This is a genomic window from Rhodopirellula sp. SH410, from assembly GCF_055811895.1.
Genome location: NZ_CM147949.1, coordinates 6694024 through 6712060 on the forward strand (window position 1 = coordinate 6694024; position 18037 = coordinate 6712060).

Here is an 18037-nt window from a genome sequence, read left to right on the forward strand (position 1 = left end):
GGTATTCCGGGGTGCGACCGCCAGCGAGCCACAATCATGCTCTTGGTCTTACTTCTTTTCGTATTAAGCGTCTCCAGTGCGCAGCTCTGGGCGGTCGACGGTGACCCATCCATTGACGTTCCAACGATTCAACAGGGGCGAGCGATTCTCGCCCGAGACATGTTGCATCAGCAATGCGAACTGGCTCGGCAAGCCCAGGATTGGCAACGGCTGGATCGGTTCGCCAAACAGGCTCTCGTAGCAGAACAACGTATTTTCGGCACGGACTTCTCCGGTTCAGTTGGCACGATGCGATACCAGGGGATCGCTGACTTTCGCCTAGGAAACAAGCTGCACCTGGCCAGGCAAGCAGAGCAGGAACTCGCGGGATTCAAAAACGAGTCGCAGGCTGAAGTTCATTCCCAATCGTTTGCCACCTCAGCGGAGGCATTGGTGATCGAGGGGCAGGTCTCACGACTGATTTCCATCGCCACCCTGTTCACGGAGTTCGACGATGTGGCTCAAAATGCGCTGATCACAGGCGACTACTCTGATTTCGACGCCAAAATCCCTGCTCTCTATGAGGCGACAAACCAATGGTTTGAGAGCCACGCCAACAACACCAAGCAAAACATCGGAGTCGGAGGCACTTCTGAGCTCGACGAGTTTTCACGAGACCAGAAACATTTCCTTGCCATCACGGCGTTGTTCTATTCACAAGCTCAACAGCGAAAAGGAGACGAGACGGCCGCTCGAAGTCTAGCGAGACAGGCCTTCTCCCATATCCAAGAAGTAAACGAATTCTGGGAGTTCGATACACAGCCGAATATTGGAGGCCGGGCTATCGGAGAGCACTTATTGACACTGCTGCATGCAGAACAGCTAAACCAGCGTCGATCGGGCAACTGGATTCTCGCGTATTCAACTGCCGAAAAGATGATGCCGATCGCTCGCAAGTTAGGGGACCCACTGCATGAAGTCGTTTTACTTGCAGAGGAAGCGAAACTTCTTTCAAAGCTGCCAGTATCGGATCAGGCGGCATACGCAAACACGGTTCGCGAACAGGGCGATTTTGAGACGGCCATAGGCAACCGGCTATTCGGTGTCGCCATTGACATTGGCGTCCAGATTGCTGATGAACGCATCCGCATTCTTGGTCCCGATTGCATGGAAGCGGCGAAGATCAATCGCAAACTCGGCTACCTCTATTGGACCCAGGAGAAATACGCAAACGCGTTTGCGAGACTTCTCGACGCCGTCCATGTCTTTGCCAAGAAAGTTCCCGAGAGTGACCCATGGTTCCGCGGGGCGACTTCCGATCTATACGTCAACGCGAGGCTGGTAGCGGAATCGGAGGACGGCGACCAAGAATTGCCGTCTCGGTTAAAGGACGCGGTGGAGGAGATGTCCAAAAGACTCGGTGATGAACATTTTGTTGTTGCTGAAGGAAGACTCTGCCTGCAGCATGTTCAACACATTTCAGCGATGAGTGAGCACGATAAACGGGCCTTTGCCGCATTCTCTTCCCAGAGCTCGAAACGCAATAGCCTGTATTCGAACGGACGATTCGCGGAAGCGGCACAGATGGGCAAGTCCCTCGTCGAACAAGCAAAAGATACTTTTGGTGAGCCGTCGGCTCAGCATCTCGACAACCTCCGCGCCTATGCCAATTGTCTGGCAAAATCAGGGAACGCCGACGAATCCGTCGCCATCTATCGGGACTTGCTTGATCAATACGACCGAACGCCATTCAACCGCACATCCGACTTCCATTGGGTGTACCACGGAATGGCCAATACGTTGCGAGGTTTTGGAACGCTACATCACGATAGAGAAGCCTTGCAGTGGCTCGCAAAGGCACGCAAACGGGTCTCGGAAACACTCGGCAACCAAAGTGCCTACTATGCGACCCATCTTTCGATGGAAGGTGAAATCCTTCGAGATAATTTATATGCGACTGCCCAGGCACTATCCAAGTTCCAGGAGGCCAACGCGATATTCGAATCCATTTATGGAAACCAAGACAGCTTCGACTACTGCCAAGGATTGGTTCAGGTCGGACTATGCGAAAACGATTTGCAGCTTTGGGATGCCGCTGAGCAACACCTGAAACTGGCCATGGAAATTCGCAAACGCAATCACTACGAGAATCCGCACATGACGGTATGGAATCTCTGGGCTTTAGGGACGAATTCGTTTGATCGACGGGAGTATGAAGATGCGGTCAAATATTTTTCCGAGGCACTCGCCATCGAGGAGCGTGAAACGCCCGCTGCCACAGCGATCGCGTCACACTATGGAAATATTCTTGTCGCGTCCGTCCTGCAGGATCAGGGTGGGGACCAAGCTCAGCGAGTGCTCCATCAGTTCCTTGATCGCCGGAAGGCGTTTCACGTGGATGATCCCGAGGCGTTTGCCGATGAATGCAGGAATGCTGCACAGTGGTTGTTCGATAATCCGAGCGAGTTCATGAAGTCCGATATGACTGAAGAAGGGCAGGCCATCTTAGAAGAATTGGTTGCCGCTGGCTTGCATTCCTATCAATCGGCGGGCGTATCCAATGACTGGCGAATCCTTGAACTGAAATGGATGAAAGGAGGCGCCGCGGAAATGCTTGGCCAGCGGGAACAAGCATTGTCCATCTTCCGAAACGTGCTCCAGCAAACGCAGGCGTTGACGCGTCCCCGTCACGAGCTGATCGCATATATCCACAACAGTTTGTCAAAGCTGTACCAGAAAGAACATTCACTTGATCTTGCGCTCACTCATCGGAGGATCGCTCGAGACGCGATCAAGCTAGCCTTCGGTGAAAAGTCAATGCAATTTGCATACGCATTGAATGGTGAAGCAAACGTTTTGCTTGCGTTGGGAGACTACGCTCGGGCCGAAAAATTGACCCAAGATGCGGCCCAGATTTCAACGGATTCTGGACATCCGATGCGGGCGAAAACCTACCAACAACTCGCTCGAATTCATTGGCTGCGTGAAGACTTCGATCTCGCCGAACAGTATCTCTATGCAGCCCGTGCTCACCTGGATGAACTGGGCTTCGGGAGGGAACTCGATCTGGAGATTCGCATGTGGCTGTCAAAGCTAATGCTCGTCAAGGGTGAGTTTTCACTGGCGTGGGACAGTGCAGAGCACTTGAGAGCGAGTGCATCCGATTCGTTGGATACACAATTGATCTTGTCAGCCCGTTCAATCCAAGGCATTGCTCGATTGGGTCTGGGGAAAAACCAGGAGGCTTACACGATTTTGAAAGAGGTCTTGGAACAGGCGGAGGACGATCCTCGGCTGCAGATCTCAACGGAGACACACGCGGCCTACGCAGCTGCATGCGATCGGATCGGCCATCGGCAAGAGGCAAACAGTCAGTTTCGGTTGCTCTTTGACCAATTGGTCCGCCAACATGAAGTCTACCGAGACGTTCTTTCCGAACGGCAACGGCTCGAACTGCGCTCGAAAATCCATCAAGCGACCGGTCTTTACCTTTCCCATGCGATTGAATCAGACACCCCTCTCTCGGGATGCTACGAAACAATCATGCCGCTAAAAGGCCTTGTTTTCGCCAAGGGTCGTGAACAACGAATGGACGGTGAAGCGATGACTTCAGAGCACCACGATCTTTCGCAGCAAATTGATCGCATCAATCGAGAGTTATCTTCGCTTCTCTTCGGTAGTGACGACTCCGACCCGAAACAGTCCGTTAACCGAATTGGGAAACTCACCGAACAGCGGGAAGCACTGGAGTTACAGAAGAATGGGTTGCAACAGACTCAACGCGGACTAGCTCGATCACCCACATTGGAGATCGGCTTGAAACAACTTCAGAAATCACTGAATCAAGATGAGTCGTTGGTTGACTTTGTCACCTATGTTCACCACGACCAACCCGGACTGCCAGGTTCAACGACTCAAGAACGCATGCTCGCATTTGTGGTTACCAAGGCCACAGTGCACGCTGTGCAATTGGGGGATATCGATCGGCTCGAAGCCCTGGTGACGCGATGGCGAGAGACATTGCAACAAGGAACGGATCCCGATTTTGCGAACGCGAATCATCAACTCGCTGACTGCGTATGGAACCCCATCAAAAATGAACTAGGCGATTCGCGGGTCATCCTGCTGAGCCCCGATGGAGCGATTTCCAAAGTCTCTTTTGCTGCGCTGCCCACCGAAGACGGCGGATACTTGCTCGATGAGCGAGCCTTCGTTTCGATCAGTGCACCGCGTCTTCTCCTTCAAAAGCGTGCTCGTGAGGCCGCCCTCGAAGGTGCTTCCCACGGCACCGATGCCCCCAAGACGCTGTTGTTGATAGGCGGCGTGAATTATGATTCACAATCAAATCCTGAGGAAGTGGTTCCACCGTCGCCCCAACTCTTGGCATCCAATTCGGCGGGTTCAGCAACTCCTGGCGCGGCCCTGCGATCGGCCAGTTCCGTCAAAAGCTGGCGTTTTCTGCCTGGTACCGAGGACGAAGTGAAACAACTCGCAAGGTTGGCCAAGGACGCCAAGGTGACATCATCGACGCTGACGCTCGGTGGTGATGAATCAACCGAAGCCGCTCTTACGGACCTTGCCGGTGGAGCAACGTGGATGCATTTAGCGACCCACGGCTTCTTTGCTGAGCCAAAATCGGAGTCAAAGGCATGGGCTTTTCAATCGCTGAGTCGGCAATCTGTCGTCGGTTTCGACCCCCGGTTACTGACCGGCATTGTCTTGTCTGGAGCGAATCATCCTGCGGAGTATGGGGCCGACGACGGCATTTTCACAGCTGCTGAGATCGAACGTCTGGACTTGTCCCAAACGGATTTGGTGGTTCTGTCAGCCTGCGAGACGGCACTGGGCGAGGGACGCAGCGGCGAGGGAGTCATGGGGTTGCAACGTTCTCTCCATCTGGCCGGGTGTCACCATGTGATCGCGAGTCTTTGGAAGGTCGATGATCGCGCCACTGCAAGCTTGATGATCGAATTCTATCGCCAGCTCTGGAACGAAGGCAAAACACCCACCGATGCTCTCCAATTCGCACAACAAAAAATGAGCCGAAACCAAGTTTCTCAAAGAAGCGTGGATCGTGGTGATACGCAAATCAATTTTGGAAGCTCCACTCGATTCGATTCCTCCAAGTTGCGTGCACCACCTCGGCTCTGGGCCGCTTTTTGTGTTTCAGTCAACTGATGGTGGTTCTGGGAAAATCTCGCTGCATCGAAGGAATCGGTGGATCACCGCAATCACATCCGACATGGCCTAGCAAGATCATGGTATCTTGGCTCCCTTTCAGCCACAGGACGGGCAGATTTCAGGGACCCACGACGCAGGACTCTCCGGAAGTTTCTGCAGCGAGCCGTCCTGTCAATTCCCCGGTTTCGAACTAGCTGGACAAACAAGACAACCTCATGTCGCACGATCATTCCGTATTGCTATCCGTCAATGACGTCACGAAAGACTATCCCGACGGCAACGTGCGGGCACTCGATCATGTCAGTTTTGAAATCGCGGCCGGCGAGTACGTGGCGATCATGGGGCCGAGTGGTAGTGGCAAGTCGACCCTGCTGAGTATTCTCGGGACGCTCGATCGCCCATCTTCGGGCTCCTTGATTTTTGAAGGCAAACCCGCTGATTCGGATACGGATCTGGATGAACTTCGCTCGCGAGCGATCGGGTTCGTTTTTCAATCGTTCTACCTGCTGCCGACACTGACGGCGCTGGAAAACATTCAAGTCCCGATGTTCGGTCGCGGTTGGCCGGTCGCCGAGAGGGTGGCGAAGGCACGTGAGTTGATCGAGGCCGTCGGCATGGCCGATCGGGCCAAGCACCTGCCCAAGCAACTGTCCGTCGGACAGCGGCAACGAATTGCAATTGCTCGCTCGCTCGCCAATGATCCGCGATTGCTGCTCGCCGATGAACCGACCGGAAACCTCGATACCGTCACTGCCGCCGGAATCTTGGAACTATTCGAGCAGCTGCATTCTGAACGCAAGATGACGCTCATCACGGTGACGCACAGCGAAGAAGTTGCGTTGGCGGCCCAACGCGTCATCCGCATGCGGGACGGTCGAATCGAATCTGATCAATCCGTTGCACGGTCACCAAACTGAATCGATCGGCTCTCGGCCGGCTTCGCGGCGTGTTGATTTCTTGAACCGAGTCGCGTGAGCGACCGGGTGGCTCGCGTTCCCCGATGCCTTCCGGCATTCCGCTCACCATGGCTGGTCGAACTTCGGCTCAATCAACAGCCTGTTGTGATCGGGTGTATCAGAGTCGCCTTTCGCTCTGCGAGAGTTGCGTGGAACGTTTCTATCACGCAGCGAAAGACCACACAAAAAAACGTGTTCCTCACTCCCAATCAATCGCCTCAAAGAGTCGCATCAGCTTCTCGTATCGGCCAGGATTCGTTGGTCCCATATGCGCGATGCGGCCTTGAAGGTGCAAGCGAAACTGAGGGTGCTCGTCTCGATTTTGTGAGCGCCAACCCTGTCGGCGACAATTCGTGAGGATCGCTTTGAGAAGTTCGTAACTGGATCGGTCGGTGCTCAGCTGAGTGTTCACATTGAGCCCCAGGATGCGTTGTCGGTCGCCCGAATACATTTTGCGAGTCTTGCGATGCTGAATTTGAAAACCTTCTTCCATCGCGATCACGCATACCGTCGTCGCGACGCGGTCGATTTTCGGTGCGAGATCAGCACCGCCACTGAATAGCAGGTCGTCGGCGTAGCGTGTGTAGACCGCACCCACTGAGGTGGCCAGCCCAGCCAGGCGCCGATCCAATTGAAATGCGATCGCGTTGGAGATCGCCGGCGAAGTGGGCCCCCCTTGTGGCAGGCAGGTCACCGTCGTGTGGCCGTCTTCACGACCGGATGTCGTGCGGGCGGGAACCGTGCACAATCGCCCCAGGGTCACGGCGACCTCATCCGGATATCCCGCGGTCCGAAACAACGCCGCCACACGCCGCAGGCCGATCGTCCCAAAGAAGTTTTCCAAGTCGATCTTGAGCACGACACGATGTCCCACATGCGGCATGGCACAGCCACGCACCGACCGTCCCGTTCGATACGCGTATGCGTCCGCGTGCAAAGGGATCTCGGAGAGAATCTCATTCGCGATGCAGCGTTGCACCCGCATCAACAACGGTCGGGGTTGGTGCAGCAACCGTCCACGCCCCTGGCGTCCTGGGATCAGTCGCCGCATGTAGTGATCGACGTGGGTATTTCGACGGAGATGGGGGCGGACCAACCATTCGATCGCCAGCGGAGTGCGTAGACACAACAGGTCCGCAAGTTCGATGAGGTTGGCGGCCTCCGGCACCGGCCAGCGATACCCTGAGTGGTTGATCTGAGCGAGGGCAGCAGCGTCAAGACGAAGGGTCTGACGATTGCGAAATGCAGCCTTCATGAGCGGATGCTCGCCTAGCCAAACCTGCAACAGTGCCTGCCGTACATGTCCCGAGCGGCCAAATTGCTGGTAGATTGATTGAGCCAATTGGTCGACCCAACGGGCGCGACTGCCCGTGATCCTGCGCAGGCGGCGTTTAACCAACGAGGGACTTCCCAGCCACCGCGGCGACAGATCCCTCGCGATCACAGTCGTTAGTTGCGAGCGCGTCAGCGACGACTCCATGGGGCAAGCTCACGAGCGAGGAGTTGCTGGAAAATGATCTCGAAGCCGCCGGAATCCAACCTGTCCAAGTGGAGGCGCGAGCCATGATCCGTCGGTAGACGGATGGTTGCTCGCGCCATCAAAGCCGAGAGCAAAGGAGCCCGCGAGGTAACCTCGCGTGGGGTGTCCAAACGCTGGTACAAAACAAACGTCTAACACCGATCTTGGCAATCCAGACGTGCTCCGAGATCAACCCTCATGATGGCGTCATTGACGATTCGGGTCAACGCGATTTCGCACAACTTGAGGCGGCAACGCACTGACGTAATCTTTCGTATCGAGTGTCGCCAGACGGTGGAGGATCGTAGCCAAGTGCGGATATCCACGCTCAGGCGAGCGTAGCGACGACTTTCAATAGAGCTAAAACCGTCTCACCGCGTTGCCGAGAGGGGTTAGGTGAGCTTCGCCCAGATTACCCAACCGGACACTGCTCGAAGGGATTCGAGTTCGTGCTCAAAAGCATCCGAAAGAAGTGGATAATGAGGCGAGACACCCATTATCTTATCCATAAAATTCCGCGTATCTGCTTCGTTTGTCTCGTCGGAGCGACAGATCAGGGTGCGACGCCAATGTCATTGAAAAAACTTTGGAATTCACTTCGCGGCGGGCGCAGCGAACCGGAATCCCCCGCCAAGGCGAGTGTAGCCAACCCCAGCCCGGCATCGGCCCCTGCACCGGTGCAGACGCCTGCACCGGCACGGACTCCTACCGCGGCACCCGCTCCCACGTCGCAACCGGTGCGAAATGTGGAACCGGTATCCGCACCGGTCGCCGAAGTCACACCTCCTCGACGCAGCATCCTGTCGCTACGCTCCCGCGGTGAGCATGATGCGCTGCTGAAACGGATCAGCCAATTGCAACCGACCAGCGTGCTCGAGATTGGTATCGGGAACGGCTCGCGAATGCCAGCGATCCTGGCATCGGTAGCCCAATCGGGATCCGACTCCAAAACCTTCAAGTCGATCGTCGTCGACGAATTTGAAATGGCAGGCGGCGAGGTCACGATGCGTGACTACCATCGTCAACTCGCGGGTCTTGCGATTCGTCCCGTGATTTTCCCCGAATCGGTCGCCCGAGGACTCGTCAACGTCGCTCACCGCTTTGGAGCTGTCGACATGGTCTTGGTAGACGCCAGCGTGGAAACCGCTCACGCAGAAGGTTTGGCCAAATACCTGAGCAAGGTCACCCATAGTGGAACTACCGTGCTGAGCAACGCCTCGGGTCAATGGGCCACGCGTCCGAGCGGCGCTGAGATTGCCCGCCGCGCCGCCTAACGCATCGCGTGAAGAAAAACGGACGTACCTGCGTTCGCCAGAGTGTGACGGCACACGGTCTGGCGACGGTGGCTACGGGAGAATTCGTCACTTATTGTTCACGCGACACTAAGTTCGACTACCCAGGCCGTCATGTGCCCAGGCCGCCACGTTTCCCAAGTCGTCAGAACAACGGGGTGTGGCGGAATCCACCACGCCAATGAGGTGCACTCGGCACAGGCGGATCGACTAGGATGATAGTGAAACGAGCACTGTCCTCCCAACGTTGACGTCGGGCCATGGTATTTTTTGGGGGGATAGGTCTGATTGACCCCGGCGTTGCCACGATTCTGATTTCAATCGTGGCCCGACGACTCCTCCCCCTGAACCCACCGCCCCCATGGTCTATCGCCTATCACTTTGCATCTTTTGGGCTCTCTCATACTCCATAAGCTGCGGCTTGGCCTACGCGGATTCGCCGGCGCCTCCCAATCTGTTGATTTTGCTAGCCGATGACATGGGCTATGGCGATCTCAGCTGCACGCATAGTACGCATCTGCGGACTCCGAATATCGACGCCTTGGCCGATTCCGGGGTGATGTGCAGTGCGGCATATGTCGCCAGTTCCGTGTGCTCGCCATCACGGGCGGGACTGATGACGGGGCGTGACCCGCGGCGATTCGGGTACGAGTCCAATTTGAACCAATCCGCCGCCGCGTACAGCACGAGGCCCGAGCTGCTTGGGCTGGCGCCGTCTGAACACAGCCTCGGCGATCAATTGCACAGCGCCGGCTACGCGACCGCGCTAATTGGCAAATGGCATTTGGGCAGTGGCTCCGACTTCCATCCTAATCGACGAGGTTTTGATTATTTCTGTGGCATGATCGGGGGCCATCACGACTACTTTCCCAAGCCCGAAAAGAATCAACTCGAGAGAAACGGGGAGCCGCTGCGTGAGTTCAGCAGCCCCTACCTAACCGATTTCTTCACCGACGAAGGCATTCAGTGGATCGACCGGCAGAACGAGGGCGCAGAGAAATCTCGCAGGCCGTGGATGCTGTTGATGTCCTACAACGCGCCGCACACGCCGATGCAAGCGACCGAGGAGGATCTCGCTCGTTTCAACAATATCCGAAACCCCAAACGCCGAACTTACGCCGCGATGGTGTGGGCGCTCGATCGCGGGATCGGCAGAATCGTCGAGCATCTGAAATCCACCGGCCAGTACGAAAACACCCTCATCGTCTTCTTTGCCGATAACGGTGGTGCCACCAACAATGGCAGTTGGAATGGGCCCTATTCCGGTGCCAAGGGTTCACTCCGCGAAGGCGGAGTTCGCGTGCCCATGATCTGGTCTTGGCCAGGTCACCTTCCGGAAAAGACCCTACACCGCGGCGTGGTGTCGAGTTTGGATGTCATCCCCACTTTCATGGCTGCGGCAGGGCAAGAACTACTGCCACTGCAGGATCCGCCGTCCCATGAGGATGCGAGAAACCGGCGCCGGGGTATCCAACAGTACGGAGCTTACGACGGTATTAATTTGATTCCTCAACTCTCCGGTGAAATACCGCCTGTTCACCGCACGCTCTTTTGGCGTTTGCAAGGCCAGAGCTCTGTTCGTGATGGCGAGGACAAGTTGATTTCGCTATCGCATCGCCCGGCGCAAATGTTTCGTCCCGATGCCGATGCGGCCGAAGCAAACGATCTCTCGAAGGAATCAGAGACACGATTCAAAGAACTCTACAGCAAGCTCGGCGAGTGGGAGTTCTTACTGCCGACCGTTCCGCTGTGGGCGTCATCACCCGTCTGGTCCGGCGAAAGCGCCGGAATATACGATTCCTGGCAACCCAAGTCCGAGCCGGAGTGAGCCTGCGGCATTGCCCAGGCAAGGACAAAATGACTCGGGGCATAGACCAGCGCTGGCAGCCCCACCAACAACATGGTCAACCACGCCCAGCCAGGCATCATGGTTTGCCGTGCCTCCGAACCCATTCCGTAAACATAGTTGACGTTGCAGGGTTGATTCACGTAATCCAGTGCCGCATCGGGTGCCGGCAATAAGAAATAGCTGACCAGCATTGCGGCCCATGCCGTCAGTGTCCAACCCCAGAACGCACGGCGGTCATAACCAAGCTTGAAAATGATCCCGAGTAATAGAATGGGCAGCCAAAAGTGGAAGAATGACAGCCCACGGCCCACCAATGAGATCTCGGGATTGAACATGTAATTCGTCACGCCGGCGAGCGGCACGCCCGCCAGATTCCCGAGAAAGTCGACTTGCCACAGTAGCTGAGGCACCGTGATCCCAACGGCGGCCATCGATGCGTAAATCGGTTTTTCAGTCCACACCGATGCCAAGCCGAGAAACAGGGCGATGTCGCAGAAATACACAAAGTTCGTCGGTCCGTACTCGATCCAATAATACGGGACCAAGACCGCCATAAACGCGGTGAAACCAATTTTCACGGCCAGCGGGAGACGCGGGGTGGAAGGTGATTGCGGCGATGTGTTCATGGGAGACTGGGAAACAGCGTGACGGGGAGGACTTGTTGGTTTACTGGTGACTGGCGGGGCGGAAATGCTGCGCGGGATCGACCCAGATTATTAAAAATCACCATGGATGTTGTGAAAATGAAACGTGGCACGGTCCAGCCAGTTGTTAACCGGCACCGACCGCCCATCGCTAAATCCATTGTGATCAAGGACTTACGCGATCCACCACACCAAACGCTCCAGCGGGACCAGGCCAGCAGGCACGATGAATGCACTTCCATTCACTTTGCGTCCGGGGGGACGTCGATCGGGCGCTCACGGGCGCGCCCGCGCCGCCGTTTCCACCGTCTCCCCTCGATGCTCCGCATACCATGCACGTTGTTGAACTCGCCGAACTCGCTGCTGTGATGGCTCATCACGGCCCGACTCTGTTGTATCGGCATGCCAGCGTGCCCCCCGAGGCGGTCAGTTGCTATTGGACCGCATCACGCCAGCGCTTGGATCTCTGGCACCACACGTTGATTCGATTTGATCGAGCTGAGAATGACGAAGACCAAAATTGTATGCGGCTATGGTGGCAAGAGCACTTCGGTGTGCTCGAAGAAATACTGGTCAGCGAACTACTAACCCGTGTGATTGCCGCGATCGCTGACGGTGCCGATCGAGCCGCTGGGCGTGACGAGTTCTCTCCGATCGCTCAAGCCATCTATCTCTCGCACTTGGAAGCTCGCAATCGTGTACAAACGTTGATTCTTGATCGCCGAGGATGCAGCGTGACCGATGCGATTCGATTGAACCGACTCCGCCGTACCATCGAGCGTTGGATTGACGTCTTGATCGGCCAGCTTGCCGGGCACGACCGGACACTGGTGCGATATGGGATCGATGTGGAGCGGACGAGGTGCCACGCCGACGATTCTGACTGGCAGGCGACATCACCACAGCGAGAAACCATGGCATGGTTGATACGCGCTTCGATGACCGATTCGATCCGCCGAAAAGTTTCCAAGCAGCCATCGCTGCCGCAAGCAAACAAATCGATTGCCGATAGCGTGTTACTGATTTTGCGCCCCGAACTATTCGATAGCGTCGGAACCTTGAAATCACTGTGCCTGCACCGGATCGAGAACCAGGCCCACCGCACCGATCAATTGATCGACGACTACCTGCACGCGGATATCGACGCCTCGCCAACGGCAGCCGCATATGACTCAATCCAGGATGCAGCGATCACTCAGTGGTTTCGCTAAGCGACAGCATTGGAATACACTGCGTACAGGTAGTTTCATCTTTGCACCTACGGATTGATTTTAACTGTGTGATGCCCAGCCGAAAATCACGACGAACGCGAGTAGCCCTGCCCGAGCAATTGCCTCTGGCACGCCACAAAGACATCCAGCACGCCGATGACCAGCTGTTACCGCTGTCTGATATCGAACTGCTCGATCTGCGGATGTGCGATCTGAACCTTACGATTCGTGGTACCAATCTCGAAAAACGAATCGCACAACTCAACGATGAACTGGCGGCTCGAGGCTTGAAGTTCAAACCTCACTTCTGGTTGAGCGAGGATTGGTTTTCGCCCGACGGTGTGCCTGGAATTGCGATCCCATTCTATTTGGCCCATCGACGCTTAATGCGATTGGAACGCAAGCAGTTACTCGACGTCGAAGGCGGGACTCATGAATGGTGCATGAAGATCCTGCGCCATGAGACCGGCCACGCAATCGACACCGCCTTTCGGTTGCGGCGGCGAGCACTCTACCGCAAAGTGTTTGGAAAGTCTTCGGAACCCTATCCCGAGTCCTATCAACCCAAACCGTCGAGTCGCAACTATGTCCATCATCTCGAGATGTGGTATGCCCAATCGCATCCGCTCGAGGATTTTGCTGAAACGTTTGCGGTATGGCTGCGTCCCGGGTCGCGGTGGCGTACCCGCTATCGAAATTGGCCTGCCATCAAGAAACTCGAGACCGTCGACGAGTTAATGAATTCGATCCAGGGCAAACGGCAATTGGTTCGTTCGCGCGCGACCGTTGATCCACTTTCGCGTCTACGCAAGACCTTGCGGACTCATTACCAACGCAAACGGACACACTATGGTGTCGACTTGCCAAGTGTGTACGACGGCGATTTACGCCGTCTCTTTTCAACTGACGCCGCCCACAGTCGCAACATGACCGCCGCTGCGTTCCTAACTCGTATTCGCACCGAACTGCACCGGACTGTCTCGAAATGGACCGGCCAATACGCGTACACCATTGATCAAGTGGTCCAGGAGATGATTGAACGATGCCGCGAGTTGAAACTACGGCTGGGTGGCTCCATCGAAGATACGAAACGGGACGCGATGATTTTGGTCGCCGTCCGCACCACCAATTTCTTGCACGAGGGAGGCCATCGTGTTGCCATTTAAGAATCGATCCCGTAAAGAATTAACATGAGCAAACTTCGCGTCTTGGTATTGGTGCGGGATGGGCACGTGCCCCCTGAATCCCTGGAGGGGATTGACGAAAAAGAATGGGGCCCCTGGAAAGCAGAGTTCGATATCTGCGAGACGCTGCGTGGACTCGGACACGACGTGCTGCCGCTTGGACTCTACGATGATTTGGGGCCGATCCGACAGGCGCTTAAGGAATTCGAGCCGGATATCACATACATGTTGCTCGAAGAATTTCATGGCGTGGTGACCTATGATTTTGCGGTGATCAGCTACCTCGAACTGATGCAGCAGCCCTACACGGGCTGCAACCCCCGAGGGCTCTTGCTGAGCAAGGATAAAGCACTCTCGAAAAAGATACTCGCTTATCACCGGATACCAACACCACGATTTGCGGTTTTCAAACAAGGCCGCGCTGTTCGGCGCCCGAAACGATTGACGTTTCCGCTGTTTGTCAAATCGGTGACCGAGGATGCCTCATTTGCGATTTCACAAGCATCCCTCGTCCACAACGACGCAGCACTTGCCGAACGAGTCGCTTTTATCCATGAAAAGACACACGATGATGCACTCGTCGAGCAGTATGTCGATGGTCGAGAAATCTACTGCGGCGTGATTGGGAATGAACGCCTCGTCTGCTTTCCAACCTGGGAAATGGATTTTGGAAGCATGCCCGACGACGCAGCCAAGATTGCCACCAGCCGAGTGAAATGGGATCGAAATTATCAAGATCGCCACCAGATCACGACCCATGCGGCCAAGGATCTCGATCCAGCAATCGATCAGAAAATCGCTAAACTGTGCAAGCGGATCTATCGCGCCTTAGGGATGAGCGGATACGGCCGCATGGACCTGCGGCTAACGCCCAGCGGCGAGATCTTTGTCATCGAAGCCAATGCGAATCCGAACATTGAGTACGGCGAGGATTTCGCTGAGTCGGCGGAAGCAGCTGGCATCTCCTATGAAGCCTTGATCCAGCGCATCCTGAATCTGGGACTGAACTACAAAGCCGCGTGGATGGCGTGAGGGATCGCCTTTACAGACACACTGCACGCGATCGACCCCACTCACTCAGCAGCTTGCTTGTCACACCAGCATGGAATGAAATGACAACCAACGGACGGTCAACAGCGTCATGGTCAGGCAGCACCACCAGGTCGCTTTTCGCGTCAAGGGCAAGCGGCGTTGCCAGAACAGCAGACCAATCGAAAGACCGGTAACGATCATTTTAAAGGCGATCAATTTCGTGGTGTCGTCAATCAACATACTGCCGATCGGATTGAGTTCTCGCATCGCTCCGTTGTTGTGCGCCATGACGGTCCAGACCAGATCGATCGCCGACATGGCCGCCATAATCACCAGTAGCAGAACGATATTCTTGGACAGCTCAGCCGTGTCCTGACGGTTTAACGCCGCCGAGAAAACTTCATGCGCACTGGCCATGAGATGCCCCAGACCGGCAACGACCAATACGAGAGCCAGCATGGTGAGCGGGTAGCTCAACCGTTCACTCCATTGCACTGACGCAAGCTGGGCTTCAATCTGACGTTGAGCGAGATCGACCTCGTCGATGTATTTGGAGGCACTCGCGACGAAAACGGGCGTCGATTGAAAGCTCCCAACCAACTGTCGCCACGTTTCGTGATCGACTTCATCCCTAAGGTTGTCGGGAACGCCCGCCAGCCGCATCTGATTTTCTGGAATCACCAACAGTTCTTTGAGCAGTTCGTACCCCGTATCCCTCGAACCAATGACCATCGGTTTCGCGCCCGAGCGGAGCACAATGACCGCGTCCTGGCGCAACAGTTCAAATTCGTTAAAGAGTTGTCGCATGGCGAACTGTGATACGGCAGCGTCCGCCTCTTCGTCCGCGGGTGCATTACTGCCCTTTGATGCCCCCCACTCCCTAGATTCATCTCCGCCCATCGCCCCGTTCGGCCGACGCTGGCTTCCTCTGTCGCCTCGCCTACCACCGCCCTGACGCCCCATGCTGTAACCACGGTATGACGACAGATCGAATGCATCGACCGCGATGTCCTGCCCATTGATCGTCAGCTCACCCTCGTTCAACGTGATCGCATAGGGTGATGGAATGTATTCGTTGTCAATGAACAGGAACCCGCTGTCCAATGAAATCGAGGCCGTCACGCCCCCGAAAGCGGGGATATTGCCGCGTTGAGCGAGGGCCGTGCTGGCAAACATTGCCAGCATCAGCGTTACCAGCATCATACGAATCGATTTCATGGCGAATTGTTGGGGGCGAGGAGAAGTGACTTCTGAGCGAGATTGCCAACCCGTCTTGAAAGACCAGCGATTGCGGGACATTTTGGCGGGCAAGACACGCAGGAAAGTACCGCAGGCGTTCAAACCCCAACGCCCGCTCAAAGTGTCGGAGGATTTCAGGTCAATATTTGACGCTGCAACGCCTTTCAGGATGGCCTGTTGTCGTCGCAGTGCGCACGCCCCTCCCTCTTTCCTGGGGGACCAAACGCATCGAGGTCAAACGCTGGCGTTCTTGTTTTTACGAGGCAGGCCGATCACCATCGGCCCCGTTCGCATCATTTTCTGCGAGAGCGTCGCTGGCGTTCCATCCGGATTCGACATCCCACCGGAACCGTTTCCGTCACGGCAATCGGTTCACCCGCCAACAACCCGTCAATGGCGTTTTGAACGTGCGACTCGGCCACGTTTCGACCGTCGGGACTGTCGTCAAGTGATCCCATATAGGCGACTCGGCGCCCTTGATCGAGCACAAAAAATTCGGGCGTGTACTTTGCCCCGTAGTCACGGGCGATCTGCTGAGTCTCATCGAATGCATAGGTGAATGGGAACGATTCGGCCTTCGCTTTGGCCCTCATAGCGGGCATCGCGTCCTCTTCGATCGTGTTGACGTTGACTGCCACGATCGCAACCGAGGAGTCGGCATATTGCTTGGTCAACTCGATCAGTCGCTGTTCGACGTCAACCGCGTAGGGACAACTGTTGCATGTGAACGCCACGACAATCACTTTGACGTCGCGCAATCCATCCAACGACGATGTCTTGCCGTCCGTCGTTGGCAAATCGGTCCACCCCGGAGCGGGATCGCCTATGTCGAGAACCGAATTGAATTCCCCCGCGGAGGCGGGGTGATGAACAACGAACAGAACCCAAGTCGTCACGAGACCAGCAAGGAGGCAGCGAAAGCGTTTCAACGGGAATCTCCCAAACGAGGCGAAGGAACCAACGACGAAAAATCAAACCTATCGATCACGCCAGAATCCAGCGAAGAATACCAGAGGAGTGTTTGCGTTACTTGAGAATCACAGATCGATGCCCCAAATGGAGCATCTTTCGTAGCGTTCCCGGGATCGTCCCCCGCAAACGGACATTCGAAAGTGTGCTCGGCAGAAATCCGCCAGTAGGGGTTTCCCCCGGCAAATCAGGATAGAAACACTGTCCGCCCGGTGGGATTCAAACCCGCAACCTTCACCGTCGGAGCTGACTTCTCGTGTGCCTGCAAATCACAGTTCACAAGGCTTTACGCACCATATCGGCAGAATCGCCCGCTTGCAATCACTTGTCATTTGTCGCGGTAAAACGCCCTATTTTCGGGAATCGAGATTTCGCAAACGGGAATCCCCCCGGAATCTCACTCCTCCAAATATTCAACCGCGCCTGCGGGAAGAAAAGGCGCCGCGTGTCGAAAAGGTGACGGGGGGAATATTCGCGATCAATTGTCCATTCCTGCTGCGATGGCGTCTGTCGAGGACGTCCGATCCAACTCAACCTGTGCCATGGTCCGTGCCGTTCCGAGATTTCGTCAGTCCAGGTCTCGTCACCAAAGGGGCGACCGCCATTGACGGAGGTGCGCATCGCGTCGATGCTCTTTTCCTGAGAACGATGCATTGCTCCGCTTGACCCAATCTCGCAAGCGAGAAGTCCGCCATGGCGAGATGCCAGTGATTGGGAATCCAACGGAATGAGAACAGCTCCACACCACACTTCAGCAATCCTTCCTCGAGGATGCGAATGAAGGCATCGTAGCCCTCCAGCTTCTTGAAAACTCCCTTGCGATCATTCCCACGATTCATTGCATGGCAAATGCCCCCCCGCTTCGTCCGAACGTTTTGAACGCAGCAATGTGATTCCATCACTACCATTTGCGATCGATACAGTGTCGTTTACTCGGTTGTGGGAAAACCGTACTCTCTTGGGTCATCGCGAGTGCCTCGAC

The 18037-nt window shown here is 55.7% G+C and carries 10 protein-coding genes and 1 pseudogene; 7 read left to right on the plus strand and 4 right to left on the minus strand.

The window, feature by feature from the left end; all coding sequences use genetic code 11:
* The first annotated feature begins 36 nt into the window (after positions 1–36).
* Both SH410x_RS24435 and SH410x_RS24440 read left to right on the plus strand, forming a co-directional pair.
* Positions 37–5157, plus strand: a complete 5121-nt coding sequence (locus SH410x_RS24435) for a CHAT domain-containing protein (protein ID WP_473671605.1) — start codon at positions 37–39, stop codon at positions 5155–5157.
* Between the two features lie 218 nt (positions 5158–5375).
* Positions 5376–6077 (plus strand): ABC transporter ATP-binding protein, encoded by a 702-nt coding sequence (locus SH410x_RS24440; RefSeq protein WP_473671607.1) that lies wholly within the window; start codon positions 5376–5378, stop codon positions 6075–6077.
* Between the two features lie 238 nt (positions 6078–6315).
* Here the strand turns inward: SH410x_RS24440 and SH410x_RS24445 are convergent, their stop codons facing one another.
* Positions 6316–7515: a reverse transcriptase family protein gene (locus SH410x_RS24445; RefSeq protein WP_473671609.1), complete on the minus strand. Its 1200-nt coding sequence runs from the start codon at positions 7513–7515 to the stop codon at positions 6316–6318.
* A 689-nt stretch (positions 7516–8204) separates the two neighbouring features.
* Here SH410x_RS24445 and SH410x_RS24450 point away from each other — a divergent pair.
* Both SH410x_RS24450 and SH410x_RS24455 read left to right on the plus strand, forming a co-directional pair.
* Complete coding sequence (locus SH410x_RS24450; protein WP_473671611.1) at positions 8205–8909, plus strand: hypothetical protein; 705 nt, start codon at positions 8205–8207, stop codon at positions 8907–8909.
* A gap of 379 nt (positions 8910–9288) precedes the next feature.
* Positions 9289–10320, plus strand: a pseudogene (locus SH410x_RS24455) (sulfatase-like hydrolase/transferase); the annotation flags it as partial.
* A gap of 308 nt (positions 10321–10628) precedes the next feature.
* Here SH410x_RS24455 and SH410x_RS24460 read toward each other — a convergent pair.
* Positions 10629–11402, minus strand: a complete 774-nt coding sequence (locus SH410x_RS24460) for a hypothetical protein (protein WP_473671613.1) — start codon at positions 11400–11402, stop codon at positions 10629–10631.
* 350 nt (positions 11403–11752) lie between these two features.
* Between SH410x_RS24460 and SH410x_RS24465 the strand changes: the two genes are divergently transcribed.
* The 3 genes from SH410x_RS24465 (at position 11753) to SH410x_RS24475 (ending at position 14847) form a co-directional block, all read left to right on the plus strand.
* A complete protein-coding gene (locus SH410x_RS24465; RefSeq protein WP_473671615.1) occupies positions 11753–12631 on the plus strand; it encodes a hypothetical protein in 879 nt (292 codons plus the stop codon).
* 71 nt (positions 12632–12702) lie between these two features.
* Positions 12703–13797 (plus strand): putative zinc-binding metallopeptidase, encoded by a 1095-nt coding sequence (locus SH410x_RS24470; protein ID WP_473671617.1) that lies wholly within the window; start codon positions 12703–12705, stop codon positions 13795–13797.
* 24 nt (positions 13798–13821) lie between these two features.
* Complete coding sequence (locus SH410x_RS24475; protein WP_473671619.1) at positions 13822–14847, plus strand: D-alanine--D-alanine ligase family protein; 1026 nt, start codon at positions 13822–13824, stop codon at positions 14845–14847.
* 60 nt (positions 14848–14907) lie between these two features.
* On the opposite strand, the gene SH410x_RS24480 is transcribed toward SH410x_RS24475, so the two are convergent.
* Positions 14908–16065 carry a DUF5658 family protein gene (locus SH410x_RS24480; protein WP_473671621.1) on the minus strand — a complete coding sequence of 386 codons (1158 nt, stop codon included), beginning with the start codon at positions 16063–16065 and terminating at the stop codon, positions 14908–14910.
* 314 nt (positions 16066–16379) lie between these two features.
* Positions 16380–17015: a thioredoxin family protein gene (locus tag SH410x_RS24485; RefSeq protein WP_473671623.1), complete on the minus strand. Its 636-nt coding sequence runs from the start codon at positions 17013–17015 to the stop codon at positions 16380–16382.
* Positions 17016–18037 lie beyond the last annotated feature (1022 nt).